Raw genomic sequence first — 19,827 nt, 5'->3', positions numbered from 1 at the left:
ATCATTATGTATAACGGGATGATAGCCCAGCTGAGTCTAGTTTTGACTAATCCCATTACATGGCAGGCCCATCATTAGGCACTATTCTTCATATACTTAAATTTTGCTCCATAATACTTCGATGGATGGGTATTGTTTATCTGTATAAATACGAATCAAATCAATATAAAACGCTTTTTGATAATGATGCATGCCCACAGTAAAGGAAAACTCTTCCATCAAATACCAGATTTTTGCAAGTAACAAGTTCTCCACTTTCTCAAACAAGTATTGAAAAAACGCAAAATGTTTCTGGTTTAAATCGGTACCATCAGCCTGTACAAGCATTGTCAATTCTTCGATATCGTTATCCGTTAAACGGTGATAGGCGAGTTTTGCTGCTTCCTTCTCCATGATGCGTTTGGCCATCACTAGATCGTTCTTTGTACTGTTTTCCCGCAGGATAAAAGATGATAGAAGTTCTACCGTCTGATATGGACGATACGTACTTAAATAGGTGCCTTCCCCATGCCTAGTCTCAATCAGCCCTAGTAATTCCATCGCACGTAAAGCCTCCCGAACTGACGAACGGCCTGCGTGCAGTGTCTCGGAAAGCTCACGTTCAGATGGAAGTTTATCACCGGGCTTCAAATCGTGAATATCAATAAACTTGCGAATCTCTTGTAGCACACCTTGGTAAACTTTTTGTTTTAACGATATAGGCACAAGCCTATTTCACTCCTTTACAGAGGTTGTTCATCTCAATCAGGATCTATTGTCAGCTGTCTCGTTTTCTCTGCAACCGCTTCTGGATCGACTTCGATTCTGGCAACACCGGATTCCATTGCTGCTTTGGCAACACTGGATGCTACTAATGGTGCAACCCGACCATCAAATGGCGCTGGAATCACATAATCCGTACTCAATTCCTCATCCGTAATTAGGGAAGCAATCGCCTCAGCAGCAGCTACTTTCATCTTTTCGTTTATTCGCGTAGCTCGTACATCAAGTGCTCCACGGAAGATTCCTGGAAATGCCAGTACATTGTTTACCTGGTTTGGGTAGTCTGATCGCCCCGTGCCAATTACCTTTGCTCCTGCTTCTTTGGCATCTTCAGGCATAATTTCCGGATCTGGATTGGCCATTGCAAAAATAACAGGATCATCGTTCATTTTTGCTACCATTTCTTTTGTCAATAATCCAGCAACAGATACCCCAATAAATACGTCAGCACCTTCCAGCACTTCCTCTAAATTACCTTCTTTATTATCTTTATTCGTCATTTTTGCGACTTGATCTTTGACTTCATTCATGCCATATGGACGTCCTTCATAAATGGCACCCTTTGAGTCACACATAATCATTTCACGAACGCCAAAGTGATGAAGCAATTTGATAATTGCAATCCCTGCTGCACCGGCACCGTTGGCAACAACCTTAATTTCCGAGAAGGATTTCCCAACCAGTTTAAGCGCATTGATCAAACCGGCAACTGTTACAATAGCAGTCCCATGCTGATCGTCATGGAAAATTGGAATCTTTGTCTCTTTCTTTAGCCGCTCTTCAATCTCAAAACAATTAGGAGCAGCAATATCTTCTAAATTGACGCCACCAAATGTTGGCTCCATCATTTTTACAGCTTGGACGATTTCATCAATACGGTCGGAATTTAAGCAAATTGGGAAAGAATCAACACCGGCAAACGTTTTAAACAAAACCGATTTTCCTTCCATTACTGGCAATGCTGCTTCTGGTCCAATATTGCCAAGCCCGAGAACGGCAGAACCATTACTAACAACCGCCACCATATTTCCCTTCATCGTATAATCATATACCGACTCTGGTCGATCATGGATTTCTTTACATGGTTCAGCAACCCATGGCGAATATGCCAGGCTTAAATCTCTGGCATTTTTCACTGCCACTTTGGATTGTGTCGTCAATTTCCCCATATTTTTTTTATGCAAATGCAATGCTTCTTCTCTCAAATTTGCCACAGATTATCCGCTCCTTCTTTTCCTTTGTTCTCTAACGAAGTGGTCTGACCATTCGATTATTTTATTATAACAGATGACTAGATGGTGTAAAGTAAAGTGCTATCATTACTTCGGTTTGTCTAGCGCGACATTATCCTTGCCAAAATAGGAACCTAGTGCTTGTATACATGCGGGAACCGGATGTATATTATACGCTTTTGCTAATTGGAATGTTTGTTTTGTCTCCATCGTATAAATAATAATTGGTGTATTGCCTGGAAATGCGCGGGCAATATTTTTCACTTTTTTCAGCGCATCTTCACTGTTTTGGGCACCCATTTTAATAAATAATCGTTTCGTTGGTTTCATCGGTTCTAATGACTCATCAAACGGCCGCACATCATTCACGAGCCATTGCACACGATTATTTCGTGATTCTATCTTTCCTTTCATCAAAATAAGGCTTTCTTCTGCTAACAATGACCTTGTCGATCGAAATACGTCTGGAAACACGACTGCCTCCATCTCATTTGTCTCATCACCAACTGTTAAAAATGCCATGGGATCCCCGCGTTTTGTTCGAATGTTTTTTATCGATTGAACAACAACCGCGCTCTTCACATTCCGTTGACCAATCCTTTGACTTGCATTCATTAGCGTACAATATCCATGACTGCTAAGGGCACTGCGGTAAGCTGTTAACGGGTGACTCGACAAATATACACCCAGTAATTCCTTTTCATCAGCCAATTTAGTCATAATCGTCAGGTCGTCCATTGGTACATATGTTGCTTCCAGTTCGATTTCTCCCTGAAACAATGAAGATTGGCCTTGAAATTCACGAAATAGCTCCCCTTGCTCCAAGGACTGGTCAATCGACGCTAATAAACTGGCACGATTACGGTACGTTTCATCAAATGCCCCAGCAAGTACGAGCACTTCCAATACTTGCCGGTTAATAATCGTTAACGAAACACGCAGACAAAAATCAAATATATTTTTAAACTTTCCTTGTTTCCGGGCTCGAACGATTTCTTTGACCACTTGATTGCCGATCCCCTTGATCGACAAAAGCCCCATGCGAATATGATCGTGTTCCACCGTATATTTCCCAAAGCTCGAATTGATCGAAGGTGCTAAAACACGTAATCCACAAGCCTTCGCTTCGTTTATATAAGCTCTGACTTTATCCTGCTGATTGGCGACAGAGCTAAGAAGTTCGGCAAAGAAACTAACCGGGTAATGTGCTTTTAAATACGCAAGCCTATAGGCAACCATACTATAGGCAACCGCGTGACTTCGATTAAAACCATAGTTCGAAAACTTAACAATCCAAGCAAAAATCTCTTCTGCAACCGTTTCGTCATAACCATTATTCAAGCACCCCTGGATGAATGCTGTTTGTTGTTTTGCCATCACATGTTCCTGCTTCTTACTGACTGCACGTCGCAGAATATCTGCTTCTCCTAAAGAAAAACCGGCAATTTTATGGGCGATTTGCATGATTTGCTCCTGGTATACCAACACACCATATGTTGTTTGTAAAATACTTTCCAGATCCGGGTGGGCATAGGTTACTTTTTCCTGGTGATGCTTGCGGGCAATGTAGACATCAATATATTCCATCGGTCCCGGGCGATACAAGGCGTTAACAGCCACAATATCTTCAAATGATGATGGCTTTAATCTCGTTAAAACCTCCTTCATCCCTTGTGACTCCAGTTGGAAAATCCCATTTGTCATCCCTTGTTGCAACAAAGCATATGTCGCTGGGTCATCCGCTGGTAATTCTTCCAAGCGAACGGTTTGTTTCATCGTGTTGTATATCGTTTGCATGATTCGTTCCATAAGCGTTAGGTTACGCAACCCCAAAAAATCCATTTTTAATAATCCGAGTGCTTCCAAATCGTTCATTGGATATTGTGTTAACCCGGTATCATTTGCACCAATCGTCAATGGAACATGCTCCACTAGCGGCTGTTCACTGATGACAACGCCAGCTGCGTGAGTGGAAATATGCCGCGGCAACCCTTCTAATACAATCGCAATCGCAAATAAAATTTTTAGTTGCTCCGACTGTTTAATATATTGCTTTAAATCAGGGGATTGCTGGATATATTCCACCAGTGATTTATGATGATGTACAGGTATTTCCTGTAGGATAAATTGGGCATCTTGCTTATCAATTCCCATCGTTTTTATCAATTCTCTTAATAACGAACGGGCTGCAAACGTTCCAAACGTAATGATCTGTGCAACATGCTCCGCCCCATATTTATTTCGGACATATTCAATTACCTCATCACGCCGATGATCCGAGAAGTCAACATCAATATCTGGCATCGTCACTCGCTCTGGGTTAAGGAAACGTTCAAACAATAAGTTATATCGAAGCGGGTCAACCTCGGTAATTCCTAACACATACGCAACAAGTGACCCCGCAGCAGATCCCCTTCCCGGTCCAACCATAATCTGATTTTTTTTTGCAAAAGCAATGAAATCAGCCACAATCAAAAAATAGTCGCTAAATTGCATCGATTGAATAACCTGTAGTTCATAGCTTAATCGGTCCGTAACTGTTTCAGTGCGGTTTGGATATTTTTGTTCCAGGTTATTCCAACAAAGCTTTTCCAGATAGGTATGTGCGTCCATTTGTTCCGGAATCGGATACGACGGTAGCATTCTGGCAGTGAAATCAAACGTTACCGTACAACGATTGCTGATTTCTTCCGTTGCAGTTAACACCTCCGGCCAATCAGCAAACACGGCTTCCATTTCAGCGGCTGTACGCAAATGATGATTCCTTAAGTCTGGGTCGGTCAAATAAAACGGCCATTCTTTCCCATTTTTGATTGCCCGCAAACAATCCAGGGCGATATCATCTTTTTTATGCAGATACCGTACATCATTCACCGCAACGATCGGTACGGGATAGCTTGCTTGATAGTTTTTTAGTTCCTTGCGAACGACTTGATCTGACTCACTCCCATGATCGGACACCCCTATATAAAAATCCCCTTGCGAAAAGCATGTTGCCCAGGTTGTGACATAGTGATGGATGGCTTCCTGGGAATCTGATTGAAGTAACCGTGCCAGTTGGGATGTTGCAGTCGGTAATATCCCGATCAGATCCGCCATGTATGGGGCTAATTCCTCTTTATCAATCGCTGAATATTGGTTTGTTTGCAAATATGTCGATAAAGCAACGAGCTGTTTATAGCCTTGATTATTTTTTGCTAGTAAGATACATCGTTCGGATTCTTGCTGTTCATTGCCAGTCACGTAAACCGTCATACCTATAATGGCTTTGATTCCTTCCCGCTCGCATGCTTGATAGAAAGGGATGGCGCCATATAATACCTGGTCATCGGTAAGTGCCAGTGCAGGAAAAGCCAGCTCTTTTGCCTGATTGACCAGCTTATCAATCGTGATGGTACTATTCATCAAACTGTATCCACTATGTATTTGTAAATGTGTAAACGATGACATACGATCCCGCCTTTTCCTTCTCTCTTCTTAATTATAACGAACATACTGTTGGTATGCATGTGTGAGCTGTTCTGGGAATGATACACAAGAAGCTGATACCATTTACATACACAATCGTGCATACCTGTCCTTTGTCATTAACATATCTTGTCCTTATCCAACATATAATGGGAAAAGCATGCATAAATAAGGGAGAGCATATCGATGGAAGAACGATTTATAGCTTCATTCATTCATTGTTACTTTATTGCATTCGGTGTTCTCATCGGTGGAACAATCATTGGCAGTATTGGTTCATTTGCTACAGGGGATGCACCATTTACGGCAATGGGGCATATCGCCAAACGATTGCGAATTTGGGCTATTGTCGCAGCAATCGGGGGAACGTTTGATGCAATCGCCAATTTTGAAAAAGGGTTGCTTGATGGGCATACCTTGGACGTGTTCAAACAGGTACTATTAATCCTGTCTGCCATGGGAGGCGTCAAAACGGCAATTATCCTAATTAGCTGGTTTATCCAGGAGGATGTAAACTAATGCATATCCCACCCTACCACAAACAAGCAAGCTGGCAGCGTTTTTTCGTAGGAGCTCTCATTGGCGGGGTTGTGGCCTATTGTGTTTTTGCCTACATGTACAACACCATGTATGAACGATTACTGGAGTACAACCAGCAGTTAAAATCACAGGTAACGGAGCTAAGAAATCAAAATGATGCACTATTAGAAGATAAAAAAGATCTCGATGAAAAAAACAAGGAAAAATTAACGGTCGAATCGATTGAGGTCACGATTGCCAATGATCAGGAATTGAAGTTAAGCCAATTAGTCGTATACCAAATGGAAGAAATAATCAAAGAAGAAATTAAACACGTTGTCGGCAAGGAAGTAAGTGTTGTCTCAGAGAGTGATCAGCTGTTAACCGGGACCATTGAAAACAAAGAATTCGCCATTGATGATTTCAGCTATCATTTTACCGTAACGAGACTAACGATAGCCAAAACCATAAAGATTAGCGTCAAAGCAGAATCAAGCAGTCAAACGTGAATATTTAATGAAATTTTCTAAAAACCATGGTGCAGAGTGGCCTTTTCTTATATAATGAACGTAGAAAGTAATCTTCCTAAACACCTCAACATGAAAATTCAAAAAATCAGGTTACATCTATCCCCCATCTTCATATACTACTTTTAGCTGAAAGGAGTGGTAAGCATGCTTATCATGCCAGAGAATCAAATCCGGGATGAAAAAATCAAACAGCTCAAATCCGGGCAAACGGCCTATGCCGAATCAGGTGAATTAATTCGACTTATCAAGCGCGAAATCGACAGGCAGCAGCTACATGTTTCTTACGACCAAACCGATGCAGGATGCTGGTTTATACCACTTCCGGAAAAAGTAAGCGGTTGATGGATTGAGTGCTGATTTCTTGCCCGGGAAACCAGCACTTTTTTGTTTTGACAGACCTTATTCCTTGTAGCTGTTACATACTTCCTCCAAATCACGAATGACCAACTCAGCTGATTCCCAATCGGCAACAGTTGCCCCTGAAGCCATCGGGTGACCGCCCCCGTCATATTTTGCTGCAATCGTGTTAATAACGGGGCCTTTTGAGCGAAGTCGAACCCGAATCAACTCCTCCTCTTCAATAAACATGACCCAGGCCTTAATCCCAGCAATATCGCCAAGTGTTCCAACGATTTGACTTGTCTCCATCGGTGTTACTTGAAATTCATCCAATAATTGTTTCGTTAGCTTAATACTGCTCATACCCGCTTTTGTCAACGTAAAATGCTGTAGGATGTACCCTTTTAATCGCGCGATGTTGTCGTGGATCCGATACATTCCATCGTATAGTGCTGTTCGGTCAAAATCATAGGACACGAGTTCAGCGGCATATTGAAAGGTTTTCTTGGTCGCGCTTGGAAACAAAAATCGTCCTGTATCCCCAACAATCCCCCCATACAGCAGTCTGGCAACCTCATCATTCATCCGAAAGCCTTGTTCCTCTGCCTCCATATATAACTCGTAAATGATTTCGCTTGTCGAGCTTGCGTTTGTATCTACCCACATGATATCTCCATATGGATCGACCTGTGGATGGTGATCGATTTTAATCAATTTATCTCCCTGATCGTAACGGGAATCATCAATCCGCGCCGTATTTGCTGTATCACAAACAATAACAAGCGCACCATAATAGACACTGTCATCAATTGTATCCATTTGGGCCAAAAACGTTAAAGAGGGCTCATCCTCCCCAACTACATACACCTGCTTTGCTGGATATGTATGCTGAATTAACCGGCATAGACCAACTTGTGAACCAATCGCATCGGGGTCTGGCCGTACATGCCGATGAATAATAATCGTATCGTATTCCTTCATAGCCTGTATAATCGCATCAAATTTCATGGTTTATTTCTCCTGTCTGTTGAAATAGTTTATTCTGGCTTAATCGCTAAAAACAAGCTACAATAGACAATGGTACATATTTTCTTAAATCTACTGCTGGAGGCAAATGTATGGTTATTCTGCCGATTATTATTGCAATAGCACTTGTTTTATATATTTACTACAAGGTTGCTATTTTAAAAAGCAAAGATAAACTGACACAAGCTTATTTTAACGCCAAATCACGAATATGTCTTGGTGTATTTGTGCTAATGTTTGGCATTAATCAATATGTATATTATCAAACAAAGCTTTCCCTTTTTATCGGTATCGTTTTTTTGATCCTGGGCGGCATGCAATTAAATCTGGGATGGAAGGAATCCAAACATTACCGCAAAGAGTGGAAACGATTGTATCCGAATGGAAATTGAGCTGACTATCATAGATGGTCAGCTTATTTCATATTCGACCCCACTTTAACGGTCAATTAATTGCGCCATTAACAGCCCTTTTCCAATCATTTGCTTTTCATCAAATACATCCACATCAATTTTTGCGTAAATTCTGCCCACATCCACTAATCGTGGTTTAATGATCACCTTACTATCAATTTGTACTGGTTTTAGAAAGTATACGGTTATATTTTCGACAACCAAATCCCCTTTTTTCATCTCAAGAAGCAATCGGCTGCTAGCCTCGGTTATCAATGACGTAAACACGCCATTGGATAATGTCCCCAGCTGATTGGTCATTTGCGGGGTTACGTCGGCTTGAAAAACGGTCGTATCGTTTTCAAGTGGCATGATTCTGGATGAGACGATATCATCGATGGTTTCACCGATTTGTGGCTGCCGCTGGATTTGCTGTAATGCCTTTAACACGTCCTGACGGGAAACAATCCCCATGAGTTCATACGACACATTCACAACCGGCACCAATTCGATTCCTTCCCACACCATCATATGGGCAACCGAGGCGAGGGATGTTTTTGCTTGGACCACGGTTGGATTTTTGGTCATTACTTTTTCGATCCGAGTGTCCAGGTTTTTTCCAATCACGTCTCTTGATGTCACCATTCCTGTTACCTTTTGCTTGTCGCCAACCACAGGAAACCGGCTATGGGTCGACTGCTCGTTTAGTTCATACCAACGCTGTAATGGATCCTTTGCATTTAAATAAAACGAACGCTCAACCGGTGTTGCGATGTCTTCAACAAACACAATTTCTTTTTTGATTAACTGGTCATAGATGGCCCGGTTGATCATTGCTGCAACGGTAAACGTATCATAGCTGGTAGACATGATCGGGATTTGTTTTTCATCGGCCAATGTTTTAATATGATCAGACGTGTCAAATCCACCCGTGATTAATACGGATGCTCCTGCTTTAATAGCCAGCTCATGCGCTTTCACTCGGTTGCCGACAATTAAAAGGGAGTCAACTTCCGTGTAGCGCATCATCGCTTCCAGCTGCATTGCCCCGATCAGAAATTTACTCAGCGTTTTATGCAGCCCTTCTCTACCGCCTAATACCTGTCCATCAACAATATTAATAACTTCTGCAAATGTTAGCTTTTCGAAATTTTCTTTCTCTTTTCTTTCAATACGAATGGTCCCCACACGTTCAATCGTACTTACCAGGCCTTGATTCTCTGCTTCCTTGATCGCTCGATATGCCGTCCCTTCACTCACATTCAAGTCCTTGGCAATTTGCCGGACAGATATTTTATTCCCTATAGCCAGTCCCATGATATGCTGCAAGATCTGCTCGTGTTTTGTAGCCATGTTTCCTCACCTACTTTCAACTGTGTCAGTCTATATGGTTATTCCATATTATACAGTTGATTCGGCCTAACCTCAATGATTTAGCGTTTGGCGAACGCGTTCACGTTCCTGTTCCATAACTGGCGGATTCGTCATTTGCAAAAGCACAGCAAGGTTCGCACCAACTACCAGCAAGAAAAAAAACAGCCATCCACCCCAGAAAATGAGTTCTATTTGTGACGTAGCTTCAGGAATATATGGCCAGGCAAAATATAAAAAGAAACACGCTAATAATAAACGTAAAACCGCATAGTGACGCATCAGTATCACCTCCATATGCTCAGTTTATGAAAGGAGGGATGGTTTCATGCTGTCTTAGCTTATAACAAAGATTGAAAAAGTGAGTGTTAAAACAGGCTTATCACTGTTTCGGTCGACATGAATGCTGTCAATGGTAACTAGTCGTTTGCATGTCTCGATCGTTTGTAAGAATGTATTCACCTGCTTTAATGATTGTGCTGAAGCCTCTAGTGTATATGACACAGCACGAATTCCTTCAGGCAAATCAACTGCTTCGTTTTCCTCTTCTGTGACTGATTGGATGTGATTAATGGTTATATTGGCCGATGATGCCATATCCTGCAATTCAAGCAGTAGTCGATCAAGCTCAGTTTGCGTCGGGATGGTATCGAATACATCAGGCTGGTCGGATGGTGAGTTACTGTTTTCCTTCTTCTGCAATTGTTTGGTTTGCCTTTCGTACATCGTCACTTGTTGATCTAGGGAAGCCAGCTCTGTTTTCACTGGTTGAACCATCCGCAAATAAAGCAAACAATAAACCAACACTATACAGCCAATCACACCGGTCACAAGCAGCACATACTGTTTTCTGCCCCATTTATGCATTATTATCAAACTCCTTATGCATGATATCCGAATCAACTTTGACTGTTAAGGTTGTTTCGTAAGCAGATTGGTCGTTATCGATCGTTGTGAGCTGAACATCCTGGATATAGGCTTCATCCGCAAGTGCGGACACATAATTTGCAGCATCTTCTAATGTTTTAAAGCTAGCACCAACGACCAGTTCATTTTCTTCCGGTGTATCATAGCTGATCAACTGACCCTTATTGGGCAATAACGATACAACGTGTTGATATAGTGCAACGTTTGGCGTAGCTTCCGATGTTATTAGTGAAATTGTTTCTTTCATCTTCTGGATCTGCTGTTCGTCAGCAACTTGTTCATGTTGTTTCGCTAGCGTTTGTTCCAATGCAGCCAGTGTCTCCTCCTGTTGATTCACCATTTCTGTATAATGATTTTTTTGAAACAACGCAACTGCAACCACTACCGTAAGTAACAGAACAACGATAATGCCTAATAAAATTGGGGTAAAAGAGTTATTTGGCTGCCTTTTTATAAAATTAATCTCTGTTATCATTACGTTCCATCCTTTAGATATCTTGTTTCAACGCTAAACCAAGCACATCAATATATTTTCCGGTTAATTCTTCATCCACAAAACTATCAACAGGTAGTGTACTTGCTTCTGCAAGCGACGTATTGACCATAGCTAATAAGGGAAAATCCCCCGTCAGCAGTAACTTGTTAATCTGGGCCTCCCCATTGGTTATCGAATAATGATAGAAATCAATAATTCGATTGATTTCCAAAATATATTCGTTGATCAGTTTTTCGACCATATCATTAGGCTCTGTCACCGACCATTCGAATTTCATCGACCGGGTGAACACCGGTTTATGATGTTGGAAAGCTGTTTGTACAAGTGCATCCTGGTTCCAATGGATATGCAGTATATGCTCTTTATCATCTGGCTGGTGCAAATAGTAATAGCGATAAACACAAAGTGAGGTCAAATCGGCTGCAACAGGCTTTAACCCTGCCTCCGAAAAAAGCGACACAAACGAAGCTATTTTTTCCCTTGGATAGGCAAACAATAATATATTACGGTTTTCCTCATCTTTATCCAAAAAGTCAATTGCCAACGCTGGATCAGCAAATGGCAAGTATACCCGATTGCCAATCTGCGTCTGAATATAGCCGTTCGCTTCCTCCTTTGTCAACGACGCCGGAATTTGCATTTGCCGAATAACCACTGTATCATCCGGAATACTGAAAATTACTTTTTTTCGCTTCCATTTATGCTGTTGAACCAACTGTTTTAATGCCGCAACTATACCCGCTTTATTGACGACCATTCCATCCTGGATCGAATCTGGCGGAATTTCCATCTCCCCGTACGTTACCAGACCGTCACGTGTTGGCTGCTTATGATACGTATAGCGTAATGCATGGTTGGTTACCACCATATTGACTCTATCTTTCATGTTGTCACCTGCTTATGTAAAAAATTGAAAATACCGACTCAATAGCGAATCACCAAAGAAATAGGTAATAATTGCCGCTGCCACAATGTATGGACCAAACGGAACCGGCTGTTTGCGATCAATGATCTTAAATAGAAGCAATGCCATTCCAGCAACAGCTCCGATGATACAAGCGAGAAAGAATGTCAGAATCACCAGCTTGAGTCCTAACACAATCCCCAACAATCCAAACAACTTCATGTCTCCTGCCCCCATACCACCACGACTGATAAGAATAATCACCGCAATTAAAATGAAGGCAACAACAGCACCTGCAATCGGCGACCACCATGGATCAAGTGGCTGGATGAATCGAAGGATGATAAACAGTGGCAAGAAGAATAATAGAATGCGGTCGGGGATCAGCATATAATTGATATCAGTGACTACTATAATAACTAACATCGACATTAATATAATGGCCATAATCAGCTCCAGATTCAGCCCAATCAATACATAGCTAAACACAAATAGAAATCCTGTTACAATTTCGATGACCGGATATGTTAAAGAAATGGACGCTCGACAATGTCGACAACGCCCACGCTGAATTATGTATGATAAAACAGGAATTAGCTCATACCAGGAAAGTGTATGGTGGCATTGTGGACACATGGAACGCTCATTGGCAAAAGGCAGCTTTTTCGGTACGCGTAACCCGACGACATTGAAAAAGGAGCCAAATATAAGGCCTAGTATGAAAAATAGGATGGTTAATGGTTGGGTCATTTTCTAGACTCCTTGCAGCTTTTAATAGAGGTATGTAGACGAAACGCCTTGCATGGTTGTTGCAAGGCGAATTAAAAATGTTGGTGAAACCCGATTTAGTCTCCAGAGTTATATTTATATTCGAATGTTGTTTTACCACTTTCTTCCGTTTTTGTAACTGAACCGGTATATTTATTACCATCACCGTCTTCAGGAATTTCATCCAAATATCCTGCAGTTTGTAATGCTTCAAGTGTCATGGAAGTACCTTCAAATTCATCATTTGTATCCGCCAATCGAGCAGCATTTTCAACTAACTTTTCATTAGCGTTTATCGCATCTTTCTTCGATTTGGAAATAATGTTCCCAACCGCCGGGACCGCAATCGCCACAACAATCCCCAAAATCACAATAACAGCCAGCAATTCTACTAACGTAAACCCTTTTTCTTTCTTCAACAACTTTTTCAACCGTGCTAACACATAAATCCCCGTCCTTTTCCGTATTATTTATGTAGCTTAGCTGGTCGGTTGCACTACTTACTCCAAACTATCCAAGTGCCCAAATAATAGATAGTCTTTCATCGTACCCAATACTATTTACCTACTACTATTTTACTCTATAAAATGATAAAAATCTACTTTTTTCATTGAATACCTTCAAACAAAGAAAACATTGGAATTACAATAGCCAGGATGATACCCCCGACGATTACCGTTAGTATAATAATCATGATCGGCTCGATTAATGTTTTAATTCGCCCGGAAATCTGTTCCACCTCTGCCTCATAGAATGTTGAAGCTTTTGCCAGCATGTAATCCAATGAACCTGTTTTTTCACCAATTTGTACCATTTGCACAATGAGGGTGGGAAATGCCCAATGCACTTTCATTGGCATGGCCATGGATTCCCCAGCCCTTATAGATTCACGCACTTGACGCAGTACGCGTTCAATCACCCGATTGCCGACTACTTTTTCAGTAATCGCAACCGACTGCAGAATCGGTACCGAACTGTTCACTAACGTACTAAGCGTTTGGGTCATCCGAACAAGCGCTCCTTTATGGACAAGCATTCCCAGTACCGGGAACTTCAGCTTCAGCCCGTCCATCCTGTAGCAAAATGCCTCATACCGGTAACAATACCTATACAAAAGAACACACAAAGCAACGATTACAATCAGAACCCACCAAAAGGACCCAACCCAGCCACTAAGATTTAGAATAAACTGCGTATAGGCAGGGATATCCTGTCCAAATGAACGAAACATCCCAACAAATCTCGGCACAATAAAAATCAGCAAGAAAATACTCAAAAACAATGTGATCACACTGACAATCCCTGGATAAAGCAAGGTCGAAATGATTTTTTGTTTATTGCGGTACTCCTTCTCATAGTAATCCGCCATATCTTTTAATATTTCATCAAGTTTTCCGCTTGCTTCTCCAGCCTGGACCATATGTAGAAGCAATGCCGGAAAAACTTTAGGGTGACGGTCCATTGTCTCGGACAGTGCAACACCTTGGTTAAGCTGCTGATCAATATCCTGTAGTGCCTGTTTCAGGGCATCATTCCTTGTTTGTTCCAACATTGTCTTGGTTGCATCAGAAATGGAAATACCGGCATGAATTAATGTTGCGTATTGCCGTAAAAAAATGACAAACACTTTATTTTTTATCTTCCTATTAACAAAGAGATCTTTGTTCCAAGGTTTCGTTTCATCGATGGAAAAGATGACCAGCCCTTTCTTTTCCAGTTGGAACAAAGCCTCTTGTTTCGATGATGCGTCCAACCTGCCATTAACTTTTTGTCCTGACATACGTTTTCCCCGGTATTGAAAGTTCACAGCTATCGCCCCCTTTCCTGCGCTTGGCATATGGTTCCTTTATTAAACTGACGGGTGATGAAGGTCTTTTATTTCTTGTATTGCTACAATTTTTCTTCATAACCTTGATGAAGAGTGCTTACTTGGGCTTTCGACTATTTTTTGATCTTCATTTCAGCGATAAAGACTTTTTCATTATAGTTGGATACTTCATACACCTTACAAAGCCCCCATAAGAAACGGTGCTGCCGTTTCAAAAGAAATTTGGTCCGCCTGCAATAATCGTCGCAAATCCATTTCGAGTGTATGCATGCCTACATCTTTTGACGTTTGCAGCACATTGTACACTTGATGCAGTTTTTCATTACGGATTAAGTTTTTTACTGCCGCCGTATTACGCAGCACCTCGGTTGCAACAATGCGCCCTTGATTATCCTTGGTAACCATTAACCGTTGTGAAATAACTGCGGTCAGGATAGTCGATAACTGGATCCGGATTTGCGTTTGCTGTTCAGCCGGAAACACATCAATTATTCGCTCGATCGTGGAAACAGAATCAGTCGTATGTAATGTACCAAACACCAAATGCCCCGTCTCGGCAGCCGTAATGGCGGTTCCAATCGTTTCCAAATCCCGCATTTCACCGACTAGAATAACATCCGGATCCTGCCGCAAACTTGCGCGTAATCCACCAGCAAAGCTTTTCGTATCGAATCCAATTTCCCGTTGATCAATTACGGAATGATTATGATTATGGATATATTCAATCGGATCCTCCAAGGTGATAATATGCTTTTGCATCGTCTTATTCATATAATCAATCATTGCCGCAAGCGTTGTACTTTTTCCACTACCGGTTGGCCCGGTAACCAGAACTAATCCTTGTGGCTGCTGGACAATTTCCTTGGTGATTACTGGCAAATACAATTCCTCGATCGAGGGGATACTGACGGGAACAATTCGAATCGCCAGCGACAGCTGCCCGCGCTGGTAAAAAGTGTTAATACGAAACCGTGACACCCCGCTAATTCCATAGGAGAAATCGAGTTCCCGCTGTTCCACTAATTGCTGCCACAGTTTCTCTGGGATGATCGCCTGCACGATTTGTTCCGTATCATTTGGAACTAGCTTTTTTTCCTGTTGCTCCTCCAGCCGTCCATTTATACGAAAAATCGGTGCCTTACCAATGGTTAAATGCACATCAGATGCCTTGGCATGAAATGCTCTAGTCAATAACGAATCAAATGTTTCCTTCACCATATCCCCCACCCTACCCTTGAATTGAAATTTGCATAATTTCTTCCATTGTCGTATAGCCTGCTTTTATCTTTGCCAAGCCATCCTGGAGTAAAAAGGACATGCCAACACTACTAGCATAAGCGTAGATATCGGTAAGTGGCTGCTGGTTAAGCAACATGCTTTTGATCGTTTCATCAAGCACCAATACTTCCTGAATCGCCATTCTGCCGCGATAACCCCGTTGGTGACAACTGCTGCATCCTTTTCCGTAAAAAATGCGGTCCACATCCATACCATTCGCTTGAAAAATGTCATGTTCCATTTTTGTCGGTTCACGCTCGGTTAAACAATCCCGGCAAATTTTACGAACCAGTCGCTGGGCAACAATCCCGGATAAGGAGGATACGACCAAATACGGCTCAATACCCATGTCAAACAGTCGTGGAATCGTTTCAATGGCACTATTTGTGTGCAAGGTACTAAATACCAAATGACCGGTTAATGAAGCGCGTATGGCGATTTCTGCTGTCTCCTGATCTCGTATTTCACCGACCATAATAATGTTGGGATCCTGTCGCAAAATAGACCGCAATCCATGAGCAAACGTCAAACCGGTAGCATTGTTCACTTGTACTTGATTAATTCCTTCCAGTTGATATTCAACTGGATCCTCAATCGTAATAATGTTAGCAGTTTCCTCGTTTAACTGGCTGATGGAGGCATACAATGTTGATGTTTTCCCCGAACCAGTTGGCCCTGTCAATAATACCAATCCAGATGGACGATGAATCAATTGGCTGTATTTCTCCCTATTTCCCTCAGAAAAATGTAGTTCTGTTAACTGCATCAATGCATTATTAAGATCCAATATCCGAATGACAATCTTTTCCCCATGAACCGTTGGCAGGCAGGATATCCGCAAGTCAACCGGGGTGAGCCCAACGGTTGTTTTAATGCGACCATCCTGGGGGAGGCGTGTTTCCGTAATATTTAAATTCGCCAAAATCTTAATCCTGGCAGCTAACGCGTTTTGCATTTGTTTCGGAATGATTTTTTCTGTATGCAGTCGCCCATCAATTCGAAATCGAATGTGCACATTTGCCTCATGCGGATCAATATGGATATCACTTGCTTTCAACTGGATACCCGTACTAAGTAGCTGATCAAACAGTTCAACAACCGGTGCCTCCTGGGCTTGATCAGTTTGCTGGGTCATCCCCAAAGAATCATTTTTGAAATAGTATTTATTAATCGCATACAGGATGTCATCTTTTGCAGCAATGACAGGGGACACGCTTAATCCCGTAGCCATTTCTAAATCATCGATCACAAAATAATCCATGGGGTCCGCCATTGCAAGTGTTAACGTTTGATCCTGTATGGTCAGTGGCATGATAACATTTTTTTGTGCCGTTTCTTTTACTACATACCCAAGTACATTCTCGTCAATGGGATATCGATACAACGAAACATGGGGGATTCCTAATTGAAATTCCAGCGCCTCAATTAATTGTCGTTCGGTTATGTAGCCATGTTCCAGCAATGCATCTCCAAGCTTTTGCCCTGCTTGTTTCTTCTTCATTGCTTCGTTTATCTGCTGCTCGGTCACAAACCCGGCATCCTGGAGCAAATCCCCTAAACGTTTGCGCGCGATCATACGAAATCCTCCTTCATTCTTGTTTATCCAGTTTGATCACATTTTCTTCGATTGCCTCTCGTCCAAAAGCGGTACCTTTACACGTGATGGTAATTTTATCTGCCTCCAAATCAAGAGTCATCAGTTCGAACGACCGATCAGAATCAACGTGCACCGTATCGTTTGCATTGCTTACTGTTTTAACGACCGCTTCTAAATCATGATCCGAATCTTTCTTATATAAGAATTTTAATTTGTGATAATAATAATCAACACCCATTTTTGCCAAATTCTCGGCATTATTTTGTTTAGACACAGTCGATACCTGTTTTGTTGTATTTTGCACTTGGTAAAACAGCGTAAGAATAAACAATAACATGATTGTAATGATGAAGACAGTTAATATAAGTGCTGCACCTTTTTCATTATTAAATCGCTTCATGACCATCCCTTTCACATGACAAATAGACATATGTATCGCTAACTGCTTTGTTTTGCCCTGCAGCATAAACGTTTATATGAATGCGATACAGACCATACTGTTTTTCAGCTTCGGTCTGACTCATCTCCATCTCAGCCGAATATGCATCATCTTGATATGTATACGCTTGTTGCATCGCATTGGATACGTTATCGCTACAGCTTGGTGTTTCTTGCGCTGTTTCATTGGCATATGATTGAGTAAGTTCATAAGTAATTTGATCTAATAGATTGCTGGCTATTAATTCATCATCTACGTTATTTGTCCAACTCAAAATTTGTGGAAAAATCGGTAAAACTGCTACAACAACTACCCCTAATATAGCGATTGATGCTATAATTTCAATGAGGGTAAATCCATTTTGTTTTTTATTTGTGTACATAGCACTCTTCCCTACCATGACTTTTATCCTATTATATCATTTTATCGGATGTGAGCGCAGATGCATTTTCGACAATTTTATAACCAAAAGGGCATCACATTAGTAGAATTGTTAGCGGCATTAAGTTTGTTGGCAATTGTTATCACCCTTGTCTCTACAGTGATTATGCAATTATTGAGCAATAGCGGGAAAACAGATGATGATATTAAACTGGCACAGGATACGAATGTTTTTATTACTGAATTTCGACATCAATACTACACCGGTTCAAGAGTAGCTGACCTTTGTTATGAAAGTAACAATACGCATGACGTAACGATTAAGCAACTCGAAGCATCCAACGGAGAACATTCATTAGAAACAGAGGGCGCATGTATTAAGGATATCAATTACGAAAAGCCATTATCGATCAAAGCAACCACCACAAATAATGGATCAAATAGCTTTTCATTGACAACGACGTGGGAACCAAAAAAGCACTATCGGTTAGCTATGAAAACAGAGGAATCAGACAATGATGATATGGAGACGGCTGAATGTAAATATAACGGCTCGTTTATCTTAGATAATGTTATTTTTAAACGTGAACAATGTGCCAACAAATATAATATAGAAGGTGCTTTTGTTGTCAGAGATCAGGCTGTTATTGAAAAGAGGGTGAAAGTACACATCCACGGGTCGGCACATTTTAACGGGGATATCAGGATGCACCCTGAATCTCAAATGACGACAAGTGGCAGTATTCAAATTGATGGAACCGTTTTTTGTGGTAAAGAAAAAGTGAACGTACATAAAAAATCCACAATACACTGCAATTAAAAAACGTGAGCCAACAAGCCCACGTTTTTCATCCATATCCTTATAATTCCATTGACTCCCCAATCTCCAATACCTTTCCTTCCCCTGTCTTAACTTGCTTAGCAAATGCATGCCCATCCTGCTCAATTAACGGGAAGGTATTATAATGGATCGGCACAACAACTTTCGCCTGAATCCAATCTGCCGCAACCAGCGCATCTTCCGGTCCCATCGTAAAGTTATCCCCGATCGGAACAAAGGCAACGTCTATATCATTTCGGTCACCGATTAACTTCAAGTCAGAGAATAGACCTGTATCTCCTACATGATAAATCGTCTTTCCTTCAACGGTTAATAATATTCCAGCAGGCATTCCAGTATAGACCGTGCTTCCATCATCTTCTGTATAGGATGATCCGTGAAATGCCTGGGTAAATTTAACCTTGCCAAATTCAAATTCATGCGCACCGCCAATATGCATAGCATGGGTTCGAAGTCCTTTTGTTGCCATATAATTCGCCAGTTCATTAGGCGCCACAACCAGGGCATCATTTCGCTTGGCAATATCTACCGTATCACCAACATGGTCATTATGTCCGTGGGTGAGTAAAATCACATCCGCCTTTACCGTACTGGCATCCAGATCACATTTGTCATTACCGGAAATAAACGGATCAAATAAAATCGTATGTTTGGCTGTCTCAACTAGTATAACCGATTGTCCATGGTATGATAGTTTCATTTGTATCGCTCCTTGATTAATAAATTTGT

Annotated in this window: 22 protein-coding genes and 1 riboswitch; of the genes, 5 read left to right on the top strand and 17 right to left on the bottom strand. The window is 41.4% G+C overall.

What is annotated here, in order from left to right; all coding sequences use genetic code 11:
• Window positions 1-96: 96 nt before the first annotated feature.
• The 3 genes from WMZ97_RS09125 to dnaE all read right to left on the bottom strand — a co-directional run bounded on the left by WMZ97_RS09125 (window position 97) and on the right by dnaE (window position 5,444).
• The gene (locus WMZ97_RS09125; RefSeq protein ID WP_343271775.1) at window positions 97-705 is read right to left on the bottom strand and encodes a FadR/GntR family transcriptional regulator; all 609 of its coding nucleotides are present in this window, start codon (window positions 703-705) and stop codon (window positions 97-99) included.
• A gap of 35 nt (window positions 706-740) precedes the next feature.
• Entirely contained in the window at window positions 741-1,931 is a 1,191-nt protein-coding gene (locus WMZ97_RS09120; RefSeq protein ID WP_343271864.1) for an NAD(P)-dependent malic enzyme, read from the bottom strand.
• A gap of 150 nt (window positions 1,932-2,081) precedes the next feature.
• Entirely contained in the window at window positions 2,082-5,444 is a 3,363-nt protein-coding gene (dnaE, locus tag WMZ97_RS09115) for a DNA polymerase III subunit alpha (protein ID WP_343271774.1), read from the bottom strand.
• 204 nt (window positions 5,445-5,648) lie between these two features.
• On the opposite strand from dnaE, the gene WMZ97_RS09110 reads away from it, so the two are divergent.
• The 3 genes from WMZ97_RS09110 to WMZ97_RS09100 all read left to right on the top strand — a co-directional run bounded on the left by WMZ97_RS09110 (window position 5,649) and on the right by WMZ97_RS09100 (window position 6,853).
• Window positions 5,649-5,981: a YtrH family sporulation protein gene (locus tag WMZ97_RS09110; RefSeq protein ID WP_343271773.1), complete on the top strand. Its 333-nt coding sequence runs from the start codon at window positions 5,649-5,651 to the stop codon at window positions 5,979-5,981.
• The gene (ytrI, locus tag WMZ97_RS09105) at window positions 5,981-6,490 is read left to right on the top strand and encodes a sporulation membrane protein YtrI (protein ID WP_343271772.1); all 510 of its coding nucleotides are present in this window, start codon (window positions 5,981-5,983) and stop codon (window positions 6,488-6,490) included. Before WMZ97_RS09110 ends, ytrI begins: the two co-directional genes overlap by 1 nt.
• 165 nt (window positions 6,491-6,655) lie before the next feature.
• Complete coding sequence (locus WMZ97_RS09100; protein ID WP_343271771.1) at window positions 6,656-6,853, top strand: hypothetical protein; 198 nt, start codon at window positions 6,656-6,658, stop codon at window positions 6,851-6,853.
• A 57-nt stretch (window positions 6,854-6,910) separates the two neighbouring features.
• Here the strand turns inward: WMZ97_RS09100 and WMZ97_RS09095 are convergent, their stop codons facing one another.
• Window positions 6,911-7,858, bottom strand: a complete 948-nt coding sequence (locus WMZ97_RS09095) for a DHH family phosphoesterase (protein WP_343271770.1) — start codon at window positions 7,856-7,858, stop codon at window positions 6,911-6,913.
• A gap of 110 nt (window positions 7,859-7,968) precedes the next feature.
• Here WMZ97_RS09095 and WMZ97_RS09090 point away from each other — a divergent pair, with 110 nt between their 5' ends.
• Window positions 7,969-8,268 carry a YtpI family protein gene (locus tag WMZ97_RS09090; protein ID WP_343271769.1) on the top strand — a complete coding sequence of 100 codons (300 nt, stop codon included), beginning with the start codon at window positions 7,969-7,971 and terminating at the stop codon, window positions 8,266-8,268.
• Between the two features lie 45 nt (window positions 8,269-8,313).
• Here the strand turns inward: WMZ97_RS09090 and WMZ97_RS09085 are convergent, their stop codons facing one another.
• The 12 genes from WMZ97_RS09085 to WMZ97_RS09030 all read right to left on the bottom strand — a co-directional run bounded on the left by WMZ97_RS09085 (window position 8,314) and on the right by WMZ97_RS09030 (window position 18,258).
• Window positions 8,314-9,621, bottom strand: a complete 1,308-nt coding sequence (locus tag WMZ97_RS09085) for a DRTGG domain-containing protein (RefSeq protein ID WP_343271768.1) — start codon at window positions 9,619-9,621, stop codon at window positions 8,314-8,316.
• A 72-nt stretch (window positions 9,622-9,693) separates the two neighbouring features.
• Window positions 9,694-9,921 (bottom strand): hypothetical protein, encoded by a 228-nt coding sequence (locus tag WMZ97_RS09080; protein WP_343271767.1) that lies wholly within the window; start codon window positions 9,919-9,921, stop codon window positions 9,694-9,696.
• Window positions 9,922-9,975: 54 nt separating this feature from the next.
• Complete coding sequence (gene pilO, locus WMZ97_RS09075) at window positions 9,976-10,506, bottom strand: type 4a pilus biogenesis protein PilO (RefSeq protein ID WP_343271766.1); 531 nt, start codon at window positions 10,504-10,506, stop codon at window positions 9,976-9,978.
• Window positions 10,499-11,041 (bottom strand): hypothetical protein, encoded by a 543-nt coding sequence (locus WMZ97_RS09070; protein ID WP_343271765.1) that lies wholly within the window; start codon window positions 11,039-11,041, stop codon window positions 10,499-10,501. The genes pilO and WMZ97_RS09070 overlap by 8 nt, the downstream gene beginning before the upstream one ends.
• Before the next feature lie 13 nt (window positions 11,042-11,054).
• Window positions 11,055-11,948, bottom strand: coding sequence for a type IV pilus biogenesis protein PilM (pilM, locus tag WMZ97_RS09065; protein WP_343271764.1), 894 nt, complete (start codon window positions 11,946-11,948; stop codon window positions 11,055-11,057).
• 12 nt (window positions 11,949-11,960) lie between these two features.
• Complete coding sequence (locus tag WMZ97_RS09060; RefSeq protein ID WP_343271763.1) at window positions 11,961-12,716, bottom strand: prepilin peptidase; 756 nt, start codon at window positions 12,714-12,716, stop codon at window positions 11,961-11,963.
• A gap of 95 nt (window positions 12,717-12,811) precedes the next feature.
• A complete protein-coding gene (locus WMZ97_RS09055) occupies window positions 12,812-13,177 on the bottom strand; it encodes a competence type IV pilus major pilin ComGC (RefSeq protein ID WP_343271762.1) in 366 nt (121 codons plus the stop codon).
• A gap of 33 nt (window positions 13,178-13,210) precedes the next feature.
• Window positions 13,211-13,295: riboswitch (cyclic di-GMP riboswitch) on the bottom strand.
• A 46-nt stretch (window positions 13,296-13,341) separates the two neighbouring features.
• Entirely contained in the window at window positions 13,342-14,541 is a 1,200-nt protein-coding gene (locus tag WMZ97_RS09050) for a type II secretion system F family protein (RefSeq protein ID WP_343271761.1), read from the bottom strand.
• Window positions 14,542-14,739: 198 nt separating this feature from the next.
• Window positions 14,740-15,777, bottom strand: coding sequence for a type IV pilus twitching motility protein PilT (locus tag WMZ97_RS09045; protein ID WP_343271863.1), 1,038 nt, complete (start codon window positions 15,775-15,777; stop codon window positions 14,740-14,742).
• 13 nt (window positions 15,778-15,790) lie between these two features.
• On the bottom strand, window positions 15,791-17,416 hold the full coding sequence (locus tag WMZ97_RS09040; protein WP_343271760.1) for a GspE/PulE family protein: 1,626 nt from the start codon (window positions 17,414-17,416) through the stop codon (window positions 15,791-15,793).
• Between the two features lie 13 nt (window positions 17,417-17,429).
• Window positions 17,430-17,837, bottom strand: a complete 408-nt coding sequence (locus WMZ97_RS09035) for a hypothetical protein (RefSeq protein WP_343271759.1) — start codon at window positions 17,835-17,837, stop codon at window positions 17,430-17,432.
• The gene (locus tag WMZ97_RS09030) at window positions 17,824-18,258 is read right to left on the bottom strand and encodes a type II secretion system protein (RefSeq protein ID WP_343271758.1); all 435 of its coding nucleotides are present in this window, start codon (window positions 18,256-18,258) and stop codon (window positions 17,824-17,826) included. Before WMZ97_RS09030 ends, WMZ97_RS09035 begins: the two co-directional genes overlap by 14 nt.
• 60 nt (window positions 18,259-18,318) lie before the next feature.
• Here WMZ97_RS09030 and WMZ97_RS09025 point away from each other — a divergent pair, with 60 nt between their 5' ends.
• Window positions 18,319-19,077 (top strand): prepilin-type N-terminal cleavage/methylation domain-containing protein, encoded by a 759-nt coding sequence (locus WMZ97_RS09025; RefSeq protein WP_343271757.1) that lies wholly within the window; start codon window positions 18,319-18,321, stop codon window positions 19,075-19,077.
• Window positions 19,078-19,117: 40 nt separating this feature from the next.
• Here WMZ97_RS09025 and WMZ97_RS09020 read toward each other — a convergent pair whose 3' ends face one another.
• On the bottom strand, window positions 19,118-19,798 hold the full coding sequence (locus WMZ97_RS09020) for a metal-dependent hydrolase (RefSeq protein ID WP_343271756.1): 681 nt from the start codon (window positions 19,796-19,798) through the stop codon (window positions 19,118-19,120).
• Window positions 19,799-19,827 lie beyond the last annotated feature (29 nt).

This window comes from Lentibacillus songyuanensis (genome assembly GCF_039548255.1).
GTDB classification, from domain to species: domain Bacteria; phylum Bacillota; class Bacilli; order Bacillales; family Amphibacillaceae; genus Lentibacillus_C; species Lentibacillus_C songyuanensis.
This window is presented reverse-complemented; position numbering and strand designations above follow the sequence as displayed.